Annotated in this window: 19 protein-coding genes; 15 read left to right on the top strand and 4 right to left on the bottom strand. The window is 72.8% G+C overall.

What is annotated here, in order from left to right:
- Positions 1–59 precede the first annotated feature (59 nt).
- The 3 genes from ACZ7N4_RS03710 (at position 60) to holA (ending at position 2,795) form a co-directional block, all read left to right on the top strand.
- On the top strand, positions 60–926 hold the full coding sequence (locus ACZ7N4_RS03710; protein ID WP_471353376.1) for an arylamine N-acetyltransferase family protein: 867 nt from the start codon (positions 60–62) through the stop codon (positions 924–926).
- Between the two features lie 184 nt (positions 927–1,110).
- On the top strand, positions 1,111–1,356 hold the full coding sequence (locus tag ACZ7N4_RS03705; RefSeq protein ID WP_471353373.1) for a hypothetical protein: 246 nt from the start codon (positions 1,111–1,113) through the stop codon (positions 1,354–1,356).
- A gap of 449 nt (positions 1,357–1,805) precedes the next feature.
- Positions 1,806–2,795 carry a DNA polymerase III subunit delta gene (holA, locus tag ACZ7N4_RS03700; RefSeq protein ID WP_471353370.1) on the top strand — a complete coding sequence of 330 codons (990 nt, stop codon included), beginning with the start codon at positions 1,806–1,808 and terminating at the stop codon, positions 2,793–2,795.
- A 561-nt stretch (positions 2,796–3,356) separates the two neighbouring features.
- Here holA and rpsT read toward each other — a convergent pair.
- A complete protein-coding gene (rpsT, locus tag ACZ7N4_RS03695; RefSeq protein ID WP_067006864.1) occupies positions 3,357–3,623 on the bottom strand; it encodes a 30S ribosomal protein S20 in 267 nt (88 codons plus the stop codon).
- Positions 3,624–3,848: 225 nt separating this feature from the next.
- Between rpsT and lepA the strand changes: the two genes are divergently transcribed.
- The 4 genes from lepA (at position 3,849) to hemW (ending at position 11,171) form a co-directional block, all read left to right on the top strand.
- Positions 3,849–5,723 carry a translation elongation factor 4 gene (gene lepA / locus ACZ7N4_RS03690; RefSeq protein WP_471353368.1) on the top strand — a complete coding sequence of 625 codons (1,875 nt, stop codon included), beginning with the start codon at positions 3,849–3,851 and terminating at the stop codon, positions 5,721–5,723.
- A gap of 263 nt (positions 5,724–5,986) precedes the next feature.
- Entirely contained in the window at positions 5,987–7,861 is a 1,875-nt protein-coding gene (locus tag ACZ7N4_RS03685; protein WP_471353366.1) for an AMP-dependent synthetase/ligase, read from the top strand.
- 229 nt (positions 7,862–8,090) lie between these two features.
- Complete coding sequence (locus ACZ7N4_RS03680; RefSeq protein WP_471354248.1) at positions 8,091–9,911, top strand: SpoIIE family protein phosphatase; 1,821 nt, start codon at positions 8,091–8,093, stop codon at positions 9,909–9,911.
- A 27-nt stretch (positions 9,912–9,938) separates the two neighbouring features.
- Positions 9,939–11,171 carry a radical SAM family heme chaperone HemW gene (gene hemW / locus ACZ7N4_RS03675; protein ID WP_471353364.1) on the top strand — a complete coding sequence of 411 codons (1,233 nt, stop codon included), beginning with the start codon at positions 9,939–9,941 and terminating at the stop codon, positions 11,169–11,171.
- 34 nt (positions 11,172–11,205) lie between these two features.
- Here hemW and ACZ7N4_RS03670 read toward each other — a convergent pair whose 3' ends face one another.
- Entirely contained in the window at positions 11,206–12,078 is an 873-nt protein-coding gene (locus ACZ7N4_RS03670; RefSeq protein WP_471353362.1) for a DUF3097 domain-containing protein, read from the bottom strand.
- A gap of 269 nt (positions 12,079–12,347) precedes the next feature.
- Positions 12,348–13,070: an MBL fold metallo-hydrolase gene (locus tag ACZ7N4_RS03665; RefSeq protein WP_471353360.1), complete on the bottom strand. Its 723-nt coding sequence runs from the start codon at positions 13,068–13,070 to the stop codon at positions 12,348–12,350.
- Between the two features lie 163 nt (positions 13,071–13,233).
- Between ACZ7N4_RS03665 and hrcA the strand changes: the two genes are divergently transcribed.
- The 5 genes from hrcA to ACZ7N4_RS03640 all read left to right on the top strand — a co-directional run bounded on the left by hrcA (position 13,234) and on the right by ACZ7N4_RS03640 (position 17,769).
- Positions 13,234–14,250 (top strand): heat-inducible transcriptional repressor HrcA, encoded by a 1,017-nt coding sequence (gene hrcA / locus ACZ7N4_RS03660; RefSeq protein WP_471353358.1) that lies wholly within the window; start codon positions 13,234–13,236, stop codon positions 14,248–14,250.
- Positions 14,251–15,387 carry a molecular chaperone DnaJ gene (gene dnaJ / locus ACZ7N4_RS03655; RefSeq protein ID WP_471353356.1) on the top strand — a complete coding sequence of 379 codons (1,137 nt, stop codon included), beginning with the start codon at positions 14,251–14,253 and terminating at the stop codon, positions 15,385–15,387.
- Between the two features lie 133 nt (positions 15,388–15,520).
- Complete coding sequence (locus ACZ7N4_RS03650) at positions 15,521–16,597, top strand: nitronate monooxygenase (RefSeq protein WP_471353354.1); 1,077 nt, start codon at positions 15,521–15,523, stop codon at positions 16,595–16,597.
- Positions 16,594–17,346 (top strand): 16S rRNA (uracil(1498)-N(3))-methyltransferase, encoded by a 753-nt coding sequence (locus ACZ7N4_RS03645; protein ID WP_471353352.1) that lies wholly within the window; start codon positions 16,594–16,596, stop codon positions 17,344–17,346. The genes ACZ7N4_RS03650 and ACZ7N4_RS03645 overlap by 4 nt, the downstream gene beginning before the upstream one ends.
- Positions 17,347–17,376: 30 nt before the next feature.
- Positions 17,377–17,769: a VOC family protein gene (locus tag ACZ7N4_RS03640; RefSeq protein WP_471353350.1), complete on the top strand. Its 393-nt coding sequence runs from the start codon at positions 17,377–17,379 to the stop codon at positions 17,767–17,769.
- Here ACZ7N4_RS03640 and ACZ7N4_RS03635 read toward each other — a convergent pair.
- Entirely contained in the window at positions 17,711–18,085 is a 375-nt protein-coding gene (locus ACZ7N4_RS03635) for a hypothetical protein (RefSeq protein ID WP_471353348.1), read from the bottom strand. The two genes, ACZ7N4_RS03640 and ACZ7N4_RS03635, sit on opposite strands and share 59 nt — an antisense overlap.
- 88 nt (positions 18,086–18,173) lie before the next feature.
- Here ACZ7N4_RS03635 and ACZ7N4_RS03630 point away from each other — a divergent pair, with 88 nt between their 5' ends.
- Genes ACZ7N4_RS03630 through ACZ7N4_RS03620 form a run of 3 tightly spaced genes read left to right on the top strand, consistent with a single transcriptional unit; the run spans position 18,174 to position 22,328 of the window.
- Positions 18,174–18,695, top strand: coding sequence for a hypothetical protein (locus ACZ7N4_RS03630; RefSeq protein ID WP_471353346.1), 522 nt, complete (start codon positions 18,174–18,176; stop codon positions 18,693–18,695).
- 48 nt (positions 18,696–18,743) lie between these two features.
- Positions 18,744–21,932 (top strand): S41 family peptidase, encoded by a 3,189-nt coding sequence (locus ACZ7N4_RS03625; protein ID WP_471353344.1) that lies wholly within the window; start codon positions 18,744–18,746, stop codon positions 21,930–21,932.
- Between the two features lie 42 nt (positions 21,933–21,974).
- Positions 21,975–22,328 carry a histidine triad nucleotide-binding protein gene (locus tag ACZ7N4_RS03620; protein WP_471353342.1) on the top strand — a complete coding sequence of 118 codons (354 nt, stop codon included), beginning with the start codon at positions 21,975–21,977 and terminating at the stop codon, positions 22,326–22,328.

Here is a 22,328-nt window from a genome sequence, read left to right as displayed (position 1 = left end):
GACGAGGAAAGACAACCAGGGAAGTGAGAGAGCGGCCGGCCAGAGCCCAGACTGACCCCATGACACCAGCACAGACCGATGCCTGGCCGACCGATGCCCGTCCGATCGATGCCTATCTCCGCCGACTGGGCCTCGCCCGCCCGCCCCGGCCCACCAGTGAGGCGCTGCGCGAGCTGCACCTGAGCCATCTGCGGACGGTCCCCTTCGAGAACCTGTCGGTCCATCTCGGAGAGGACATCACGCTGGAGGAGAAGCGCCTGTTGGACAAGGTGACCGAGGCGCGACGGGGCGGCTTCTGCTACGAACTGAACGGCGCGTTCGGGACGTTGCTCACCGCCCTCGGTTACGAGGTGGAACTGCTCGCGGGGCGGGTGTATGACAGCGAGGGGCGGCTCGGGATTCCCTTCGACCACCTCGCCCTGCGGGTACGGACGGCGGAAGGGGACACCTGGCTCGCCGACGTCGGGTTCGGGGCACACAGCCACTACCCGCTGGCCTATGGGGAGCGCGGGGAGCAGGACGACCCCGGAGGCAGGTTCCGGGTGGTGGAGGCCGGCCCGGATCCGGCCGGGGTGCGTGGCGGCGCTGAGCCGGGCGCCGGGGACCTGGACGTCGTACGGGACGGCGAACCGCAGTACCGGCTGGAGACCCGGGCCCGGGCGCTCGGGGACTTCGCGGCCGGAGCCTGGTGGCACAGCACCTCGCCGACGTCGCACTTCACGCGGTCGCTGGTCTGCTCTCGGATCACCGGGGACGGAGGGCGGATCACCCTCAGCGGGCGCAGGCTGAAGACGACCGCAGCGGACGGCACGCAGCAGACGTGCGAGCTGGAGACGGACGACGAGGTGCTGACGGTCTACCGGGAACGCTTCGGGATCGAGCTGAGCTGTGTACCGACCGTAAGAAACCCTGACCTGGACGACTAATCCGCCTCAGTCACCGCGTATGCACTGGATTCGCGTGGGTTCGCATGATGTAAGCCTGGGTCGCCTTGCAAGCCGCACGGCTGACCCGGGCGTCGTCCGGCACGAACGCCCCCAGGCCGCTCCTCCTACCGCCCCCCGCCTGGCCTGCCTCTTCTCTCCGTCCCCGGTGCCGGAGAATGGGCCTGTGAGTGATGTGAGACATGTGCTGGTGCTGCCCGACCGCGACGCCGCCGAGGAGGCGGCCGAGGCGCTCGGGAAGCGGTTCGGGCTCGACGAGGAGCTCCAGCTCGTCCGGGACGCCCTGGCCGGCGAGGACGACGCCGAGGACGCCCAGTGGCTGGTGGTCGTGCGCGACGAGCACGAACGCCTCGATCCCGCCGAGCTGGACGCGTTCGCGGAGGAGTGGGACGGCTGGCGCGAGGAGCCCTGACCTCGGCCCAGGCCCAGGCCCAGGCCCAGGCCCAGGCCCCGGACCCCGAATCCCGACCCCCAGACCCCAACACCCCGGACGCCGAACCCCGGACCCCGACCCTCAGACCCCGGCATCCGGCACCCGGCCCCCACACCCCGGACGCCGAACCCCGACGCCCAGACCCCGACCCTCAGACCCCGGCACCCGGCCCCCACACCCCGGACGCCGAACCCCGGCACCCGCCCCCCGGCCCCCAGCCGAACCCCGGCACCCGCCCCCCGGCCCCCAGCCGAACCCCGGCACCCGCCCCCCGGCCCCCAACCGGACCCTGGCCCCCAGCCGGACCTGCCCCCCCCAGCTCCCAGCCCCAGCCCCCCGATCCCCGACCCGCACTAAGGGTCCGCTCCGGGCCCGGTCAGGGTGGCGGGGCCGCTTCGATGTCAGTGCCGCGTGGGATGCTGTAAGCGATGGCCAGGAAGACTGCGAATGACGACCCTCTCGCCCCGGTGACCGTTGCCGTGGGCCAGGAGGACCTCCTGCTCGACCGTGCCGTGCAGGAGGTGGTGGCCGCCGCCAAGGCCGCCGACGCCGACACGGACGTACGTGACCTGACCCCGGACCAGCTGCAGCCCGGCACACTCGCCGAGCTGACCAGCCCGTCGCTCTTCGCCGAGCGCAAGGTCGTGGTCGTACGCAACGCGCAGGACCTGACCGCCGACACGGTCAAGGACGTGAAGGCGTACCTCGGTTCGCCCGCCGAGGAGATCACGCTGGTGCTGCTGCACGCGGGCGGCGCCAAGGGCAAGGGGCTGCTGGACGCCGCGCGCAAGGCGGGCGCGCGGGAGGTGGCCTGTCCGAAGATGACCAAGCCGGCGGACCGGCTGGCCTTCGTGCGGGGGGAGTTCCGCTCGTCCGGCCGGTCGGCCACCCCCGAGGCGTGCCAGACGCTCTGCGACGCCATCGGGAGCGATCTGCGGGAGCTGGCCTCTGCTGTCTCCCAGCTGGTCGCCGACGTGGAGGGCACGATCGACGAGGCGGTCGTGGGGCGGTACTACACGGGCCGTGCCGAGGCGTCCAGCTTCACGGTCGCCGACCGGGCCGTGGAGGGCCGTACGGCGGAGGCGCTGGAGGCGCTCAGATGGTCGCTGGCCACGGGCGTTGCGCCGGTGATGATCACCAGCGCGCTGGCGCAGGGCGTGCGGGCGATCGGGAAGCTGTCCTCGGCGCGCGGCGGCCGGCCGGCCGATCTGGCGCGTGAGCTGGGAATGCCTCCGTGGAAGATCGACCGGGTGCGCCAGCAGATGCGGGGCTGGACGCCCGACGGGGTCGCGGTGGCGATGCGGGCGGTCGCCGAGGCCGACGCGGGGGTGAAGGGGGGCGGGGACGATCCCGAGTACGCGCTGGAGAAGGCGGTGGTGGTGATCGCCCGGGCGGCGCGGTCGAGGGGCCGGAACTGAAGCCGGTCACCCCGGCGGTCCCGGCGAGGAACCTCGTGGGTACAAGGAACCCGTGGGTACAAGGGCCGGGGCGCGGTCATCGGGATGGTCATCGGGATGTGAGGCCGGCTCTTCCAGGAGACCGGTGACGGCTTCCGGGCGGATCCGTGCCGGGTGTATGTCGACGGCCGGGGGCACGCCGTGGCCTGCTCCGCACCACAGCGGAGCGCGTGGGCAGGCGGTTCCGAGGGGCGGCTGCATCGTTCCCCAGGACCGTCGGAGTAAGGATCACCGACATCGACGAGTGCGTCGAGGATGACGAATGCGTCGGGGACGACGAGTGCGTCGAGGACATCGGACAGCAGGGCGGGTTGCGACCAGCAGGGCTGAGCCCCGGCGCATGCCGAAGGCCCCGGCGCCTGCCTTGGGGAAAGGAGAGGTGCCGAGGCCTTCGGATCAAGCTGGTGTGAGCCCGTTCCCGCGTGGCGAACGCAGGCCGCGAACAGGCTCGGGGGTGCCGGACGGGAGCGGATGAGAGAGGGCCCGCTCTGGGTCCCTCCGGCGGTCAGATCAGAAAGGTGTTCAGCCCTTGAGGGAGGTGACCTTGGAAGCAAGCGCCGACTTCTTGTTGGCGGCCTGGTTCTTGTGGATGACGCCCTTCGAGACGGCCTTGTCGAGCGCACGCGCGGCAGCGCGCTGCAGTTCGGTGGCCTTCTCCACGTCACCCGCGGCAGCGGCCTCACGGGCCTTGCGGATCGCGGTCTTCAGGGAGGACTTGACGGCCTTGTTGCGCAGTCGAGCCTTCTCGTTGGTCTTGATCCGCTTGATCTGGGACTTGATGTTCGCCACGAAGGAGCCTTTTCAGGTTCAGGTGCGGGGCCGCGAGGGTCCCGTACCGGTGATCCAAACTTTTCAGTCGCGCCTCGCGCTGAGAGGGCATGAGGCACAGCCATCTACAGTACCAGTGGCCTTCCGGACGGCCCAAAACGGCCCCCGGTCCCTCCCCGTGGGACCATGGAGACTACGTAACGATCCGACCCGAGGCATAAGGCGCCTCAAGAGACAGGACCCTGCGTGCCCGCGACCCCTAACCATGTGCCCGAGCCGAGCCGTACCGCCCCGGCTCTGATCCGCAATTTCTGCATCATCGCGCACATCGACCACGGCAAGTCCACGCTCGCCGACCGGATGCTCCAGCTGACCGGTGTGGTCGAGCAGCGGCAGATGCGTGCTCAGTACCTCGACCGGATGGACATCGAGCGCGAGCGCGGCATCACGATCAAGTCCCAGGCGGTGCGTCTGCCCTGGGCCCCGACCGAGGGCCCCGACCAGGGCACGACCCACATCCTCAACATGATCGACACCCCGGGGCACGTCGACTTCACCTACGAGGTCTCGCGGTCGCTCGCCGCCTGCGAGGGGACCATCCTCCTCGTCGACGCCGCCCAGGGCATCGAGGCGCAGACCCTCGCCAACCTGTACCTGGCGATGGAGAACGACCTCACGATCATCCCGGTGCTGAACAAGATCGACCTGCCGGCCGCCCAGCCGGAGAAGTTCGCCGAGGAGCTGGCGAACCTGGTCGGCTGTGACCCGGAGGACGTGCTCAAGGTCTCTGCGAAGACCGGTCTCGGTGTGGACGCGCTGCTGAACAAGGTCGTCAAGGAGATCCCGGCGCCGGTCGGGGTCGCCGACGCGCCCGCCCGCGCGATGATCTTCGACTCGGTGTACGACTCCTACCGCGGTGTCGTGACGTACGTCCGTGTCATCGACGGCCAGCTCAACAAGCGCGAGCGCATCCGGATGATGTCGACCGGCGCCACCCACGAGCTGCTGGAGATCGGGACGAACTCGCCGGAGATGCTGCCCGCCGACGGCCTGGGCGTCGGCGAGGTGGGCTATCTGATCACCGGCGTGAAGGACGTGCGCCAGTCCAAGGTCGGTGACACCGTCACCAGCCAGCACAAGGGCGCCACCGAGGCGCTCGGCGGTTACAAGGACCCGAAGCCGATGGTGTTCTCGGGCCTGTATCCGCTGGACGGCTCGGACTACCCGGAGCTGCGCGAGGCCCTGGACAAGCTGCAGCTCAACGATGCCGCGCTGGTCTACGAGCCGGAGACCTCCGCGGCCCTCGGCTTCGGTTTCCGCGTCGGCTTCCTGGGCTTGCTGCACCTCGACGTGATCCGGGAGCGGCTGGAGCGCGAGTTCGGCCTCGACCTGATCGCCACCGCGCCGAACGTGGTCTACCGGGTCGTGATGGAGGACGGCAGCGAGCACACCGTCACCAACCCGAGCGAGTTCCCCGAAGGCAAGATCAACGAGGTGTACGAGCCCGTCGTACGGGCCACCATCCTCGCGCCGACCGAGTTCATCGGCTCGATCATGGAGCTGTGCCAGACCCGGCGCGGCACCCTCCTGGGCATGGACTACCTGTCCGAGGACCGGGTCGAGATCCGCTACACGCTGCCGCTCGCGGAGATCGTCTTCGACTTCTTCGACCAGCTCAAGTCCAAGACCCGCGGCTATGCCTCGCTGGACTACGAGCCCACCGGCGAGCAGACCAGCTCCCTGGTCAAGGTCGACATCCTGCTGCACGGCGACAAGGTGGACGCCTTCTCGGCGATCACCCACAAGGACCAGGCGTACGCGTACGGCGTGCGGCTCGTCGCCAAGCTCAAGGAGCTGATCCCCCGGCAGGCCTTCGAGGTCCCGGTGCAGGCCGCCATCGGCTCCCGGGTCATCGCCCGCGAGACCATCCGCGCCATCCGCAAGGACGTCCTCGCCAAGTGCTACGGCGGTGACATCTCCCGTAAGCGGAAGCTGCTGGAGAAGCAGAAGGAAGGCAAGAAGCGGATGAAGATGGTGGGTTCCGTGGAGGTTCCGCAGGAGGCCTTCATCGCGGTCCTCTCCAGCGATGACGCCGCGGGGTCGGCCAAGGGCAAGAAGTAACCGGAAGTAACGAACGGTCACGCCCGCAAACCGGGCATGCGGGGGCTCGTCGTGCGAAAGTGCGACGGGCCCCTACGCGTGCGTAGCGTCGCGCTGAGTGGAAAGTGACAGGCCGAAGCCCCTTACGCAGCGGCCGGTCGCCCCTTAACCTGATCCCTGCTCGATAGTTACTCGCGAGTTAAACAACAGCCCGAACCCCACCACCGTGAGTTAACCCAGCCGCACCGAGTCAGCCGCACCGTCGCGGGCCCCCGGAGGATGTCGTGAGCGACACACAGACCCTGATCGAGAACCGTCCGCCGTCCGTGGCAGCCCTCTTCCTGGAGCGCGTGGCGGCCACACCGGACGCCGAGGCCTACCGCTACCCGGTCCCACCGGCCTCCGGCCAGGGCCCCGACGACTGGAAGTCGCTGAGCTGGGCCGAGGCGGCCGAGCGGGTGTACGCCATCGCGGCCGGCCTCATCGAACTGGGCATCCAGCCCGAGCAGCGGGTGGCGCTCGCCTCCTCCACCCGGGTCGAGTGGATCCTCGCCGACCTCGGCATCATGTGCGCCGGCGGCGCCACCACGACCGTCTACCCGCAGACCAACGCCGACGAGTCGGCGTTCATCCTCTCCGACTCCGAGAGCCGGGTGCTGATCGCCGAGGACGCGGCCCAGCTCGCCAAGGCCCTGGAGAAGCGCGCCGAGCTGCCGGAGCTGACCAAGGTCGTGGTCATCGACCCGGCCGGCGTGGAGAGCGGCGACTGGGTGCTGACCCTCGCCGAGCTGGAGAAGCGCGGCAACGCCTACCTGGAGCAGCACCCGCAGCTCATCAAGGAACGCGTCGGCGCGATCACCAAGGACCAGCTCGCCACCCTCATCTACACCTCCGGCACCACCGGCCGCCCCAAGGGCGTGCGGCTGCCGCACGACAACTGGGCCTACATGGCCAAGGCCATCGCCGCGACCGGCCTGATCAGCGCCGACGACGTGCAGTACCTGTGGCTGCCGCTCGCGCACGTCTTCGGCAAGGTGCTCACCTCCGGCCAGATCGAGGTCGGGCACGTCACCGCCGTCGACGGCCGGGTCGACAAGATCATCGAGAACCTTCCGGTGGTCCAGCCGACGTACATGGCGGCCGTGCCGCGCATCTTCGAGAAGGTCTACAACGGCGTCGCCGCCAAGGCGCGCGAGGGTGGCGGGGCCAAGTACAAGATCTTCCAGTGGGCCGCCGAGGTCGCCCGCGAGTACGCCAAGGCCAGCCAGGACAACTTCCGCCGCACCGGCACCGCCTCCGTGCCGTTCGGGCTCGGCGCCAAGCACAAGGTCGCCGACACCCTCGTCTACGGCAAGCTCCGCGAGGCCTTCGGCGGCCGGCTGCGCGCCTGCGTCTCCGGCGCCTCAGCGCTCTCCCCGGAGATCGGCTACTTCTTCGCCGGCGCCGGCATCCACATCCTGGAGGGCTACGGCCTCACCGAGACCTCCGCCGCCTCCTTCGTCAACCCGGGTGAGGCCTACCGCACCGGCACGGTCGGCAAGCCGCTGCCCGGCACCGAGGTCCGTATCGCCGACGACGGCGAGATCCTGCTGCGCGGCCCCGGCATCATGGAGGGCTACCACCAGCAGCCCGAGAAGACCGCCGAGGTGCTGGAGTCCGACGGCTGGTTCCACACCGGCGACATCGGCGAGCTGTCCCCCGACGGCTACCTGCGCATCACCGACCGCAAGAAGGACCTCATCAAGACGTCCGGCGGCAAGTACGTCGCTCCGGCCGAGGTCGAGGGGCAGTTCAAGGCGGTGTGCCCGTACGTGTCCAACATCCTCGTGCACGGCGCCGACCGGAACTACTGCACCGCCCTCATCGCCCTGGACGAACTCGCGATCCAGGAGTGGGCGAAGGAGAACGGGCTGGACGGCAGGCCGTACGCCGAGATCGTCGCCGCGCCGCAGACGGTGGAGATGGTCGACGGGTACGTGCGGCAGCTCAACGCCGGGCTCCAGCGCTGGCAGACGATCAAGAAGTTCCGGCTGCTGCCGCGGGACCTCGATGTGGAGCACGGCGAGATCACGCCGAGCCTGAAGCTGAAGCGGCCGGTGGTGGAGCGGGAGTACAAGCACCTCATCGACGAGATGTACGCGGGGACGCGCGAGGCGTAGCGCCGTCGCGGAGGCGGTGGCGGGGAGCGCCCGGCTGTTCCGGGCCGTCCGTGAGAACTGGCGCGCCCCGCGGCGGAGCCGCTCGCCGACACCGCCCCGACCCCTGGGGAGTTTGTGACTGGGCGCCGCCGTCGCGTGCTCGGCGGCGCTCGAAAGTGTCCGCCTTCCGGCCACTTGAGTAACTCACCGCTTATACGTGCCCCCTGTCTGTCACCCTGACCGCATGGATATGGCGGCCATACCGACGCAGCGGGAGAGCGGCGCCCAGCCCGGGGAGCGGCGGGGGCGGGCCACGCTGCCCGGGAGCGCCCTCGCCCCGGGATCGGCCCGCGCGCTGGTGCGGTCGGCGCTGGCCACGGCGCCCGGGGTCTCCGCGCGGCTCGCCGACGACGCCATGGCGGTCGTCAGCGAGCTGGTCACCAACGCCGTCGTGCACGCCGGCACCGAGGTGCACGTCGAGTGGCGGCTGGAGGAGACCGGCGCGTTCGTGGTCGAGGTGTGCGACCAGCACCCGTTCCGTGCCCCGCGGGACGCCACGGCGGGCGAGGGGGCGTACGACACCCCGGAGTACGGGCGTGGCCTGCGCCTCGTCGCCACGCTCGCCGAGTCCTGGGGCGTCACCTACCGCACCGGCGCCAAGACCGTGTGGGCGCGGCTGCCCCCGGGCGACGGCGAGACCCCGGACGGACCCGCCCCCGAGCCCGCCCTGGGGATCGCCGAGGACCTCGCCCCGCAGCCGCACCGCGCCGACGGCGACCGCGACTGGCTCGGCCGGGGCGCCCTGTCCTTCCTCGCCGAGGCCTCCGACCTGCTCGCCGGACAACTGGACGAGAACCTGGTCGTCGCGCTCACCGGCCAGCTGATCGTGCCCCGGCTCGCCGACTGGTGCGCGGTCTGGCTGGAGGACGAGGCGACCGTACGCGGCGGCGCCGGCAGCGGGCCCGCCCGGGTCTGGCACGCCAGCGAGGCCCGCATCGAGGAACTGCGGTGTGCCCTGGAGAAGGAACCGCCGGGCCCGCCCGACGGGCTGCGCTCCGGCCCCGAGCCCCACCTTTGGCCCGGCCACGCGCTCGGCCCCCAGGGCGACCAGGGGACGGCGCTGTCGTACCGGCTGATCGCGGGCGGCCGGCCGCTCGGCACGCTGGTCGTCGGCCGGTGCGGGCCGGCGGGCATCCCCGACGAGGTCACCGGGCTGCTGGAGGACCTCGGCCGCAGGGTCGCGCTGGCCATCGGCGCGGCCCGCCAGTACGCCCGCCAGGCCACCATCAGCGCCGTCCTGCAGCGCGGCCTGCTGCCCGGCGCGGTCGCCGAGATCCCCGGCATGCGCAGCGCGCTCGTCTACGAGCCCTGCGACATGGGCGGCCCGAGCGGCGACTTCTACGACCTGTTCCCGGCGGGCGACGGCCGCTGGTGCTTCGCCGTCGGCGACGTCCAGGGCAAGGGGCCCGAGGCCGCCGTGGTGATCGGCCTCGCCCGCCCCTGGCTGCGCCTCCTCGCCCGCGAGGGCTACCGCGTCGCCGACGTCCTGGACCGCCTCAACCAACTCCTCCTGGACGACGCCACCGAGGCCTCCGACGCCGCCGCCCGCGCCCTGGTCGCCGCCGGCGCCCGGCCCCTGCCCGCCGGGGACGGCCCGCAGACCCGCTTCCTCTCCCTGCTCTACGGCGAGCTGCGGCCGTACGACGGCGGGGTCCGCTGCACCCTCGCCTCCGCCGGCCACCCGCTGCCGCTCGTCCTCGGCCCCGACGGCACCGTCCGCACCGCCGCCCGCCCGCAGACCCTGCTCGGCGTGGTCGAGGACGAGACCTACACCAGCGAGACCCTCGACCTGCGCCCCGGAGACAGCCTGCTGTGCGTCACCGACGGGGTGACCGAGCGGCGCTCCGGGACCCGTCAGTTCGACGACGGCGACGGGCTCGCCCGCGCCCTGTCCGGCTGCGCCGGGCTCAGCGCCGAGCAGATCGCCGAGAGGATCCGCCGCCTGGTCCACGACTTCGGCGGCGGCCTGCCCGAGGACGACCTCGCCCTCCTGGTGCTCCAGGCGGAGTAACACCGCCGGTGCTGGACAATGGAAGGCATGCCTTCCGCACTCCCCGACGGCGAGCCCGTCCCCACCGACGGCGCGCTGCCCGCGCACGCGCTCGCCGGGGCCGCCGACCGCCCGCTCGGTTTCTACCTGCACGTCCCGTACTGCGCGACCCGCTGCGGCTACTGCGACTTCAACACCTACACGGCGACCGAGCTGCGCGGCACCGGCGGAGTGCTCGCCTCCCGGGAGAACTACGCGGACACGCTGACCGACGAGATCCGGCTGGCCCGGAAGGTGCTGGGCGACGACCCGCGCGAGGTCCGTACGGTCTTCGTCGGGGGCGGCACGCCGACGCTGCTGGCCGCCGACGACCTCGTACGGATGCTGGGCGCGATCCGGGACGAGTTCGGGCTGGCACCGGACGCCGAGGTCACGACCGAGGCGAACCCGGAGTCCGTCGACCCCGCCTACCTCGCCACCCTCCGCGAGGGCGGCTTCAACCGGATCTCCCTCGGCATGCAGAGCGCCAGGCCGCACGTGCTGAGGATCCTGGACCGCACCCACACCCCCGGCCGCCCCGAGCGGTGCGTCGCCGAGGCGCGGGCGGCGGGCTTCGAGCACGTCAACCTGGACCTGATCTACGGCACCCCGGGCGAGAGCGACGACGACTGGCGGGCCTCGCTGGAGGCCGCCCTCGGCGCCGGCCCCGACCACGTCAGCGCCTACGCGCTCATCGTCGAGGAGGGCACGGGGCTCGCCCGCCGGATCCGCCGGGGCGAGGTTCCGATGACCGACGACGACGTGCACGCCGACCGGTACCTCATCGCGGAGGAGATGCTGGGCGGGGCGGGCTTCGACTGGTACGAGGTCTCCAACTGGGCCACCTCCGAGGCGGGCCGCTGCCTGCACAACGAGCTGTACTGGCGCGGCGCCGACTGGTGGGGGGCCGGGCCGGGGGCCCACTCGCACGTGGGCGGGGTCCGCTGGTGGAACGTGAAGCACCCGGGCGCGTACGCGGCGGCGCTGGCGTCGGGCAAGTCGCCGGGCGCCGGGCGTGAGCTGCTGTCCGACGAGGACCGGCGGGTGGAGCGGATCCTGCTGGAGCTGCGGCTGCGGGAGGGGGTTCCGCTGTCGCTGCTGAAGGAGGAGGGGCTCGCGGCTTCCCGTCGCGCGCTGGCGGACGGACTCCTCCAGGAGGGGCCGTACGCGCAGGGGCGGGCCGTGCTGACGCTGCGGGGGCGGCTGCTGGCGGACGCGGTCGTGCGGGATCTGGTCGACTGATCACTCCGGCGAGCGAATCCCCCGTACGAGGACGTCAGGCCCCACCGCTTCCCGTGACGAAGTCGATCAGCTCCTCCACGCGTCCCAGCAGCTCGGGCTCCAGGTCCTTGTAGGACCCCACCCGCTTCAGGATCGCCTGCCACACCGCGCCGGTGTTCTCCGCCGGCCAGCCCAGGGCCCGGCACACCCCCGTCTTCCAGTCCTGCCCCTTCGGCACCGTCGGCCAGGCCGGGATGCCCAGGGCCGCCGGTTTCACGGCCTGCCAGATGTCGATGTACGGGTGGCCGACGACCAGAGCGTGTTCGCTGGTCACCGACTCCGCGATGCGCCACTCCTTCGTGCCCGGCAGCAGGTGGTCCACCAGGACGCCGAGGCGGGCGTCGGGGCCCGGGGCGAAGTCGGAGACGATGGACGGCAGGTCGTCCACGCCCTCCAGGTACTCCACGACCACGCCCTCGACGCGCAGGTCGTCGCCCCACACCTTCTCGACCAGCTCGGCGTCGTGCCGGCCCTCGACGTAGATGCGGCCGGCGCGGGCCACGCGCGCGCGTGCCCGGGGGACGGCGACGGAGCCGGACGCCGTACGGGTGGGACGTACCGGGGCCGAGGGGGCCGGCCGTACCAGCGTCACCACGCGGCCCTCCAGCAGGAAGCCGCGCGGCTCCAGCGGGAACACCCGGTGCTTGCCGAAGCGGTCCTCCAGGGTCACCGTGCCGGCCTCGCAGCGGATCACCGCCCCGCAGAACCCGGTACCGGGCTCCTCCACCACCAGGCCCGGCTCGGCCGGCACCTCCGGCACGGGCTTCGGCTTCTTCCACGGCGGGGTCAGGTCGGCGGAGTACACACGAGGGCGCGGGCCCGAAGGGCCCTCGTCGGAGGGGTGGCGGCGGGAGACGGGTGGGCGCATTCGGATGACGATAGGAGAACCTGTACGGAGCTGCTCACGACACGCCGGAGATTCGAGCCGAAACGCCGCGCGCCCCGCGGAGGCCCGTCCGCCCCGCGCGGAACCCCCGCGAGCCCCGCACCCGACCCCCGCCGGCCCCGCCGGGGACCCGTCGCGACCTTCGCGCTGAAGGCTCGCCAGCACCGCCCCCGACCCCCCGCCGACCCCGCGCGGAACCGCCACGAGCCCCGCACCCGCCCCCCCCGCTCACCCCGCACCCGCCCCCCGGCTCACCCCACCCCGAACCGCCTCGCCAGCTCGTCCCGCTGTCCGCGTACGAAGCCCGCGTCCACCACCGCCCCGTGACCGGGCACGTACAGTGCGTCCTCGCCGCCCAGGGCCAGGAGGCGGTCGAGGGCGTCCGGCCAGCGGGACGGGACCGCGTCCGGGCCCGCCTGGGGTTCGCCGGACTCCTCCACCAGGTCGCCGCAGAAGACCACCTCCGGATCGCCCGGCACCAGTACCGCCAGGTCGTACGCGGTGTGGCCGGGGCCCACGTTGGCCAGCAGTGCCTGGCGGCCGCCGCCGAGGTCGAGGGTCCACTCGCCGGAGACCAGGTGGCGGGGCGGGACCAGCGCGTCCACGGCCTCGTCCGCGTCGGCCACCGGCAGCCCGTTGCGGACCGCGTCCAGACGCAGCTCGTCGCGCTCGTACGTCAGCGCCGCGTCCGCGCCCACCGCCCCGTACAGCTCCGCCCCCGCGAACGCCGGCGTGCCGAACACGTGGTCGAAGTGGGGATGGGTGAGCGCGAGATGGGTCACACGTCCGCCCGCCAGCTCCTCGGCCCGCGCGCGCACCCGGGCCCCCTCCGCCAGGCTCGAACCGGCGTCCACGAGGAGGGTCGTGCCCTCCCCCAGGACCAGCCCCACCGTGCAGTCCCAGCCGGGCAGCCGGCACCGCCCCACCCCGGCGGTCAGCCGTTCCCACCCCAGCTCTTCCCAAGTCACGGTCATACCCGCGACGCTAGCGGTACGACCCGGTACCGCGGCCCGACCTTGCCCAGTGTGTACCCGACAGCCGTACACTGGGCCGGGGATCGCTGGCACTCGCGTGGGAAGAGTGCCAGGCGACAGGACCCGAAGGGACGAGGGGACGACATGCTGGAGGTGCGCGCGGATGCTGAGTGAACGCAGGCTTCAGGTACTGCGCGCCATCGTCCAGGACTATGTGGGCACCGAGGAGCCGGTCGGGTCGAAGGCCCTGACCGAGCGGCACAACCTCGGCGTCTCCCCGGCGACCGTCCGCAACGACATGGCGGCCCTGGAGGACGAGGGGTACATCGCCCAGCCGCACACCAGCGCGGGGCGCATCCCCACCGACAAGGGCTACCGGCTGTTCGTGGACAAGCTCGCGGGCGTGAAGCCGATGACCGCGCCCGAGCGTCGCGCCATCCAGAACTTCCTGGAGGGCGCCGTCGACCTCGACGACGTCGTGGCGCGGACCGTACGGCTGCTCGCGCAGCTCACCCGGCAGGTCGCCGTCGTGCAGTACCCGTCGCTGACCCGGTCCACGGTCCGGCACGTCGAGCTGCTCTCGCTCGCTCCGGCGCGCGTGATGCTCGTGCTGATCACGGACACCGGCCGGGTCGAGCAGCGCATGGTCGACTGCCCGGCGCCGTTCGGCGAGGCCTCGCTGGCGGATCTGCGGGCGCGGCTGAACAGCCGGGTCGCCGGCCGCCGGTTCGCGGATGTGCCGAAGCTGGTCGAGGACCTGCCGGACGCCTTCGAGCCGGAGGACCGCGGTACGGTCTCCACGGTGCTCTCCACTCTTCTGGAGACACTCGTGGAGGAGAACGAGGAGCGGTTGATGATCGGCGGCACCGCCAATCTGACCCGCTTCGGACATGACTTCCCCCTCACGATCCGGCCCGTCCTGGAGGCACTGGAGGAGCAGGTCGTGCTCCTCAAGCTCCTCGGCGAGGCGAAGGAACCGGGCGTGACCGTGCGCATCGGCCACGAGAACGCCCATGAGGGACTCAACTCAACCTCCGTCGTGTCGGTCGGCTACGGTTCGGGCGGCGAGGCGGTTGCCAAGCTCGGCGTGGTCGGACCGACCCGCATGGACTACCCGGGAACGATGGGAGCGGTACGCGCAGTGGCACGGTACGTCGGACAGATCCTGGCGGAGTCGTAAGTGGCCACGGACTACTACGCCGTTCTCGGCGTGCGCCGCGACGCGTCGCAGGATGAGATCAAGAAGGCGTTCCGTCGGCTCGCGCGCGAGCTGCACCCGGACGTCAACCCCGACCCGAAGACCCAGGAGCGGTTCAAGGAGATCAACGCCGCTTACGAGGTGCTGTCGGACCCGCAGAAGAAGCAGGTCTACGACCTCGGCGGCGATCCGCTCTCCCAGTCGGGCGGGGCCGGCGCGGGCGGTTTCGGCGCCGGCGGCTTCGGCAACTTCTCCGACATCATGGACGCGTTCTTCGGTACGGCGTCGCAGCGCGGGCCGCGCTCGCGCACCCGGCGCGGCCAGGACGCGATGATCCGGATCGAGGTGGAGCTGGACGAGGCGGCCTTCGGGACCACCAAGGACATCCAGGTCGACACCGCGATCGTCTGCAACACCTGCAACGGCGAGGGTGCCGCCCCCGGCACCTCCGCGCAGACGTGTGACATGTGCCGCGGCCGGGGTGAGGTCTCCCAGGTCACCCGGTCCTTCCTGGGCCAGGTCATGACCTCCCGCCCGTGCCCCCAGTGCCAGGGCTTCGGCACGGTCGTGCCGACCCCGTGCCCGGAGTGCGCCGGCGACGGCCGGGTCCGCTCGCGGCGGACCCTGACCGTGAAGATCCCGGCCGGTGTCGACAACGGCACCCGGATCCAGCTCGCCGGCGAGGGCGAGGTCGGCCCCGGCGGCGGTCCGGCCGGCGACCTGTACGTCGAGATCCACGAGCTGCCGCACCCCACGTTCCAGCGGCGCGGCGACGACCTGCACTGCACGGTCACCATCCCGATGACGGCGGCGGCCCTCGGCACCAAGGTGCCGCTGGAGACGCTGGACGGCATGGAGGAGGTCGACATCCGGCCCGGCACCCAGTCCGGCCAGTCGATCCCGCTGCACGGCCGTGGCGTCACGCATCTGCGCGGCGGCGGCCGGGGTGACCTGATCGTGCACGTGGAGGTGACCACCCCGACCAAGCTGGACCCCGAGCAGGAGCGACTGCTGCGCGAGCTGTCCAAGCTGCGCGGCGAGGAGCGGCCGCAGGGACAGTTCCAGCCCGGTCAGCAGGGGCTGTTCTCCCGCCTGAAGGACGCGTTCAACGGGCGCTGATCCCTGACCGTCAACGACTGTCAGGGGGCGCCGAGCGGAGGCGTACGGGGTGCTCCGGTCCCCGTGCGCCAGGGGCCTGTGCCGGGGGAAGCCCGGATTCGGACTTGTACGGAGGACGTGACAACATGCGGTCATGTCCTCCGCGCTGACCGATCTCTTCCCCCAGCCGATCGTGCAGGCCCCCATGGCGGGCGGTGTCTCCGTCCCGCAGCTCGCCGCCGCCGTCTCCGAGGCCGGTGGCCTCGGCTTCCTCGCCGCCGGATACAAGACCGCCGACGGCATGTACCAGGAGATCAAGCAGCTGCGGGGGCTCACCGGCCGCCCGTTCGGCGTGAACGTGTTCATGCCCCAGTCGGACCACGCCGAGTCCGGCGCGGTGGAGGTGTACGCGCACCAGCTGGCCGGCGAGGCCGCCTGGTACGAGACCGAGCTGGGCGACCCGGACAGCGGCCGCGACGACGGCTACGACGCCAAGCTCGCCGTCCTCCTCGACAACCCGGTGCCGGTGGTCTCCTTCCACTTCGGCGTGCCGGCCCGTGAGGTGCTCGACCGGTTCCGCCGGGCCGGGACCCTCACCCTCGTCACCGCCACGACCGCGGAGGAGGCCCGCGCGGTCGAGCGGGCCGGGGCGGACGCGGTGATCGCGCAGGGCGTGGAGGCCGGCGGCCACCAGGGCACCCACCGGGACCTCCCGGAGAACGACGGCTCCGGCATCGGACTGCTGTCGCTGGTCGCGCAGGTGCGGGAGGCCGTACGGATCCCGGTCGTCGCCGCCGGCGGCATCATGCGCGGCAGCCAGATCGCCGCCGTCCTCGCGGCGGGCGCGAGCGCGGCCCAGCTGGGCACCGCCTTCCTCGCCACCCCCGAGTCCGGGGCGCACGCCCTGCACAAACAGGCGCTGACCGACCCCCTGTTCACGCGCACCGAGCTGACCCGTGCCTTCACCGGCCGCCCGGCCCGCGCGCTGGTCAACCGCTTCCTGCGCGAGCACGGCCCCTACGCCCCCGCCGCCTACCCGGAGGTCAGCCACCTCACCGCGCCGCTGCGCAAGGCCGCCGCGAAGGCCGGGGACGCGCAGGGTCTGGCGCTGTGGGCGGGACAGGGGTACCGGATGGCGCGGGAGCTGCCGGCCGGACGGCTGGTGGAGGTGCTGGCGGCGGAACTCGCCGAGGCCGGGACAGCGTTGTCGGCCGGGGGTGGTGCGCGATGACCGCGCCGGTGTTCGTCGTCGACTCGCTGGAGGGCGTGGGCCCCGGCTCCGTCGTCGACGTCCGGGGCCCGGAGGGGCGGCACGCCGTCTCGGTACGGCGGTTGCAGCCGGGCGAGCACGTGGTGCTCACCGACGGCAGGGGCCGGGGCGCGGCCGGGGCCGTCGTCAGCGTGTCCGGGAAGGACCACCTGGTGGTCGAGCCCTCCGAGTTCCCGGTGGAGCCCGAGCCCAGCCCCCGCATCACCGTCGTCCAGGCCCTGCCCAAGGGGGACCGTGGCGAACTGGCCGTGGAGACGATGACGGAGACCGGTGTCGACGCGATCGTGCCCTGGCAGGCGGCCCGCTGCATCACCCAGTGGAAGGGCGAGCGGGGACTGAAGGCGCTCGCCAAGTGGCGGGCCACCGCGCGGGAGGCCGGCAAGCAGTCCCGGCGGCTGCGCTTCCCGGAGGTCGCGGACCTCGCGACCACCAGGCAGGTCGCCGAGCTCCTCGCCGCCGCCGACTTCGCCGCCGTGCTCCACTCCGACTTCGAGCACGTCAGCCGGCCCCTGGCCGCCGCCGAACTCCCCGCCGAGGGCGAGATCGTCCTGGTCGTGGGGCCGGAGGGCGGCGTCTCCCGGGACGAGCTGGCCCTCTTCGAGGAGACGGGCGCGAAGGCCTGCGTCCTCGGCCCCACCGTCCTGCGCACGTCCACCGCCGGCACCGCCGCCACGGCCCTGCTGCTGGGCCGCACCGGCCGCTGGTCCTGACCCCTCGTCCCGACCCCTCGCGGAGGCACCGTGGAACTCGCCCAAGTCCGGCTCCTGGTCACCGACTTCCCCGCCTGCTACCGCTTCTACACCGACGTCCTCGGCCTCAAGCCGCAGTCCGGCGCCGCGCGCGGCCCGTACGAGAAGCTCAGCCCGCACACCGGCTCCGCCGGGATCGCCCTGCAGGACCGGGCGATGATGGCCGAGGTCCTGGCCGAACTGGGCGACACCGCCACCGGCCACCGCTCCCTGGTCGTCCTGCGCGTGGACGACCTCGACGCCTACTGCGCGGAGATCACCTCCCGCGGCGCCACCCTGCTGCACGGCCCGGCCCCCATGACCGACCGCATGCGCGTCGCCCACCTCAAGGACCCGGAGGGCAACCTGGTGGAGCTCCAGGAGTGGCTGCTGCTGCGCGGCTGACGGCGGGCAGCAGCGCCCAGCCGTCCACCTCACCGGCCACCGGCCCGCCACGGCCCCGCAGTGCGTCGACGAAGGCCCGGACGACGCGGGGTTCGTGCAGGTTGACGGTGTGTCCGTGCCGGTCGAAGACCAGACCGGAGTGCCCGTAACCGCCGACGACCACGCCGGGGAACACGAGGTGCGTCACGGTTCCGTCCCGGTGCAGCGAGAGCACCTCCGTACACGGTCCGCCGTCGGTGTGCCGGTGCCGGACCCGCCACCGGTACTCGGTGCCGTCGGGCAGGACGAGCCGTCTGAGCCTGCGTTCACCGCGCATCGGGCCACCATAGGCCGCCTGCCCCCGAACGGGTGAGTGGCCGTATGCGGCCTTCCGCGCGGTGCGGGGCGGTGGCACGCTGCGCTGTATGGGCGTATCGAGGCGGATACGGCGCGGGTCGCGGACGGCGGCCGTGGTGGGGCTCGTCGCGGTGGGCGCGGGAGCCGTCGTGGCGTGTCAGCCCGGTGGGCTCGGGTCCGCGACCGTCGCCTACACCACCGACCGGACCGCGACCGCCGCGCTGGAGCACCGGCATGTGAACGTCGCCTGGCTGACCTGCACCGGACGGCAGGGTGACGACGGCACCCGGGATGCCTCGCCCTCGTCGACGGAGAGCACGCTCGTCTCCGTCGACTGCCGGGGGGAGACGGACGACGGGCGGAAGATCGCCGTCACCGGGGTGGTGACCAAGGCCGTCGACGGGGCCTGCGTCCGCGGTGACCTGACGGCGAAGGTCGGCGGCAGACAGGTCTTCCACGTCGACGGGCTGGGCAACTGCTCGGCGCCGCCCGGGCCGACGTACCGCCCGCCCACCGGGGGCCGGCCCGAGCCGGCGGTGACCGTCACCGTCACCGTCACGCGGACCGTGTGGCCCGTACCGGGCAAGTGAGGGGCGAACCGGGAGCGGAGCGCGCCGGTCGCTGCGTAGAGTGACGGGGTGACTCAGGGCGCCTATCTCCGATATCCCCACCTGCACGGCGACTTGGTGACCTTCGTCGCCGAGGACGACGTGTGGCTCGCACCGCTGGACGGCGGCCGGGCCTGGCGGGTCAGCGCCGACAACACGCCGGTGACCCGGCCCCGGATATCACCCGACGGAAGGCACCTCGCCTGGACCTCCACCCGGGACGGCGCCCCCGAGGTGCATGCCGCCCCGGTCGACGGCGGCCCCGCCGAGCGGCTGACGTACTGGGGCAACCGCCGGACCGAGGTGCGCGGTTGGACCCCCGACGGACGGGTGCTCGCGCTCGGCGCGCAGGGCCGGCCCAGTTTCCGGCACTCCTGGGCGCACGCCGTCCCGCTGGACGGCGGACCGGCCGAGACCCTGCCGTACGGCCCGGTCGGCGACGTGGCTCACGGTCCGGCCACCGTGCTGCTGTCCGCGCCGATGGGGCGGGAGGCCGCCCACTGGAAACGCTACCGGGGCGGCACGGCGGGCAAGTTGTGGATCGACCGGGACGGCGGCGGGGAGTTCGTCCGGCTGCACGAGGACCTCGACGGCAACATCGAGTGCCCGGTGTGGGCGGGGGACCGCATCGCCTTCCTCTGCGACCACGAGGGCACCGGCGCGCTCTACTCCTCCCTCGCCGACGGCTCCGACCTGCGCCGGCACACCCCGCTGGACGGCTTCTACGCCCGGCACGCGGCCGGCGACGGCACCCGGGTCGTCTACGGCTCGGCCGGTGAACTCTGGCTGCTGGACGACCTGGACGGCGCCGAGCCGCGCCGGCTGGACGTACGGCTCGGCGGACCCCGCGTCGACCTGCGGCCCCACCCGGTCAACGCCTCCCGCTGGTTCGGAGAGGCCGCACCCGACCACACCGCGCGCGGCAGCGCCGTCTGCGTGCGCGGCGGCATCCACTGGGTCACCCACCGCTCCGGCCCCGCCCGCGCCCTGGCCGCCACCCCCGGCGTCCGCGCCCGCACCCCGCGCGTCTTCCGCGCCGAGGGCGAGGAGTGGGTGGTGTGGGTGACGGACGCCGAGGGCGAAGACGCCCTGGAGTTCGCTCCCGCCACCGGCACCGTCCCCGGCGCCCCGCCGCGCCGGCTCGCCGCCGGAGAACTGGGCCGCGTCCTGGAACTGGCCATGGCACCCGACGGCGGCCGGGCCGCCGTGGCCGCGCACGACGGCCGGCTGCTCCTGGTCGAACGCGAGACCGGCGAGGTCCGCGAGGTCGACCGCAGCGACGACGGCGAGGTCTCCGGCCTCGCCTTCTCACCCGACTCCGCCTGGCTCGCCTGGGCCCACCCCGGCCCCCGCCCGCTCTCCCAGCTCCGCATCGCCCACACCACCGACCTCTCGGTCACCGAGGCGACCCCGCTGCGGTTCCAGGACTACGCGCCCGCCTTCACCCTCGACGGCAAACACCTCGCGTTCCTCTCCAACCGCGCCTTCGACCCGGTCTACGACGAACACGCCTTCGACCTCGCCTTCGTGGTCGGCGCCCGTCCCCACCTGATCACCCTGGCCGCCACCACCCCCTCGCCGTTCGGCCCCCAGCGCCACGGCCGCCCCTTCGAGACCCCCGACAAGGACGAGACCCCCGACGGCGAGGGCACCCCGGCCACCCGTATCGACCTGGAGGGCCTCGCCGACCGCATCGTCCCCTTCCCGGTCGAGGCCGGCCGCTACTCCACGCTCCGAGCCGCCAAGGACGGCGTCCTGTGGCTGCACCACCCCGTCGAGGGCGTCCTCGGTGCCGCCCGCGCCCACCCGGAGGACCCCGACCCGCACACCGAGCTGGAGCGCTACGACCTCGCCCAGCGCCGCCTGGAGCACCTCGCCTCAGCGGCCGACCACTTCGAGGTCAGCGGCGACGGCAGACGCGTCCTGCTGTGGAGCGAGGGCCGGCTCCGGGTCGTCCCCGGCGACCGTCGTACCGGCAGCGACGACGACGGCGACACCAGCGTCACCGTCGACCTCGCCCGCGTCCGGCAGACCGTCGACCCGGCCGCCGAGTGGCGGCAGATGTACGACGAGACCGGCCGCCTGATGCGCGACCACTTCTGGCGCCCCGACCTCGGCGGCGCCGACTGGACCGGCGTCCTCGACCGCTACCGCCCGCTCCTCGCCCGCCTCGCCACCCACAGCGACCTGGTCGACCTGCTCTGGGAGGTGCACGGCGAACTCGGCACCTCGCACGCCTACGTCACCCCGCGCGGCGGCTCCGGCGGCGCCCGGCACGGCCTGCTCGGCGCCGACATCTCCCGCCACGCTGACGGCGGCTGGCGCATCGACCGCATCCTCCCGTCGGAGACCTCCGACCCGGACGCCCGCTCCCCGCTCGCCGCACCGGGGGTCGCGGTCCGCCCCGGCGACGCGATCATCGCGGTCGCCGGCCACCCGGTCGACCCCGTGACGGGCCCCGGGCCGCTGCTCGCCGGCACGGCCGGCCACCCCGTCGAACTGACCGTCTCCCCGGCCGCCGGCGGCGAACCCCGGCACACCGTCGTCATCCCCGTCGCCGACGAGGAACCCCTGCGCTACCACGCCTGGGTCGCGGACCGCCGGGCCCACGTCCACGCGGCCTCCGCCGGCCGCCTCGGCTACCTCCACGTCCCCGACATGCAGGCCCCCGGCTGGGCCCAGATCCACCGGGACCTGCGCGTCGAGGTCGCCCGCGAGGGCCTCGTGGTCGACGTCCGGGAGAACCGGGGCGGCCACACCTCCCAGCTGGTGGTCGAGAAGCTGGCCCGCCGGATCATCGGCTGGGACCTCCCGCGCGGTATGCGCCCCACCAGCTACCCGCTCGACGCCCCCCGGGGCCCGGTCGTCGCCGTCGCCAACGAGTTCTCCGGATCCGACGGCGACATCGTCAACGCGGCCATCAAGGCCCTCGGCATCGGCCCGGTCGTCGGCACCCGCACCTGGGGCGGTGTCATCGGCATCGACAGCCGCTACCACCTGGTCGACGGCACCCTGGTCACCCAGCCGAAGTACGCGATGTGGCTGGAGGGCGTCGGCTGGGACGTGGAGAACCACGGGGTGGATCCCGACGTGGAGGTCCCGCAGAGGCCCCAGGACTGGGCGGCGGGCAGGGACACCCAGCTGGACGAGGCGATCCGGCTCGCACTGCAGGCGCTGGAGGAACGCCCCGCGAAAACACCACCGGGCCTGCCCGGCTGACCGACTACGATGCCCACGGAATGGATCACAGGAGGCACACGCATGGCCGGAGAACCGCAGGACGACTGCCTGTTCTGCAAGATCGTCGCGGGTGAGATCCCGGCGACGATCGTCCGCGAAACCGAGACGACCGTAGCGTTCCGCGACATAAACCCCCAGGCCCCCACCCACGTCCTGGTGATCCCGAAGGCCCACTACGAGAACGCGGCCGAGCTCGCCGCGGGCGCCCCGCAGGTGGCCGCCGACGTGCTCGCGGAGACCAAGGCCGTGGCCGACGAGGAGAAGCTCGACAGCTACCGCCTCGTCTTCAACACGGGCTCCGGCGCCGGCCAGACCGTCTGGCACGCCCACGCCCACGTCCTCGGCGGCCGCGGCCTCCAGTGGCCGCCCGGATAA

Source organism: Streptomyces sp. NPDC107654, assembly GCF_055639035.1.
Note: the sequence above shows the minus strand (reverse complement) of the source record. Positions and strands in the feature narration are given on the sequence as shown.

Coding starts and splice junctions, on each gene's coding strand:
- ACZ7N4_RS03710 (WP_471353376.1), top strand. CDS start 60: ATGACACCAGCACAGACCGATGCCTGGCCGACCGATGCCCGTCCGATC.
- holA (WP_471353370.1), top strand. CDS start 1,806: ATGGCCAGGAAGACTGCGAATGACGACCCTCTCGCCCCGGTGACCGTT.
- ACZ7N4_RS03680 (WP_471354248.1), top strand. CDS start 8,091: ATGGCGGCCATACCGACGCAGCGGGAGAGCGGCGCCCAGCCCGGGGAG.
- hemW (WP_471353364.1), top strand. CDS start 9,939: ATGCCTTCCGCACTCCCCGACGGCGAGCCCGTCCCCACCGACGGCGCG.
- ACZ7N4_RS03670 (WP_471353362.1), bottom strand. CDS start 12,078: ATGCGCCCACCCGTCTCCCGCCGCCACCCCTCCGACGAGGGCCCTTCG.
- ACZ7N4_RS03665 (WP_471353360.1), bottom strand. CDS start 13,070: ATGACCGTGACTTGGGAAGAGCTGGGGTGGGAACGGCTGACCGCCGGG.
- hrcA (WP_471353358.1), top strand. CDS start 13,234: ATGCTGAGTGAACGCAGGCTTCAGGTACTGCGCGCCATCGTCCAGGAC.
- ACZ7N4_RS03650 (WP_471353354.1), top strand. CDS start 15,521: ATGTCCTCCGCGCTGACCGATCTCTTCCCCCAGCCGATCGTGCAGGCC.
- ACZ7N4_RS03645 (WP_471353352.1), top strand. CDS start 16,594: ATGACCGCGCCGGTGTTCGTCGTCGACTCGCTGGAGGGCGTGGGCCCC.
- ACZ7N4_RS03635 (WP_471353348.1), bottom strand. CDS start 18,085: ATGCGCGGTGAACGCAGGCTCAGACGGCTCGTCCTGCCCGACGGCACC.
- ACZ7N4_RS03630 (WP_471353346.1), top strand. CDS start 18,174: ATGGGCGTATCGAGGCGGATACGGCGCGGGTCGCGGACGGCGGCCGTG.
- ACZ7N4_RS03620 (WP_471353342.1), top strand. CDS start 21,975: ATGGCCGGAGAACCGCAGGACGACTGCCTGTTCTGCAAGATCGTCGCG.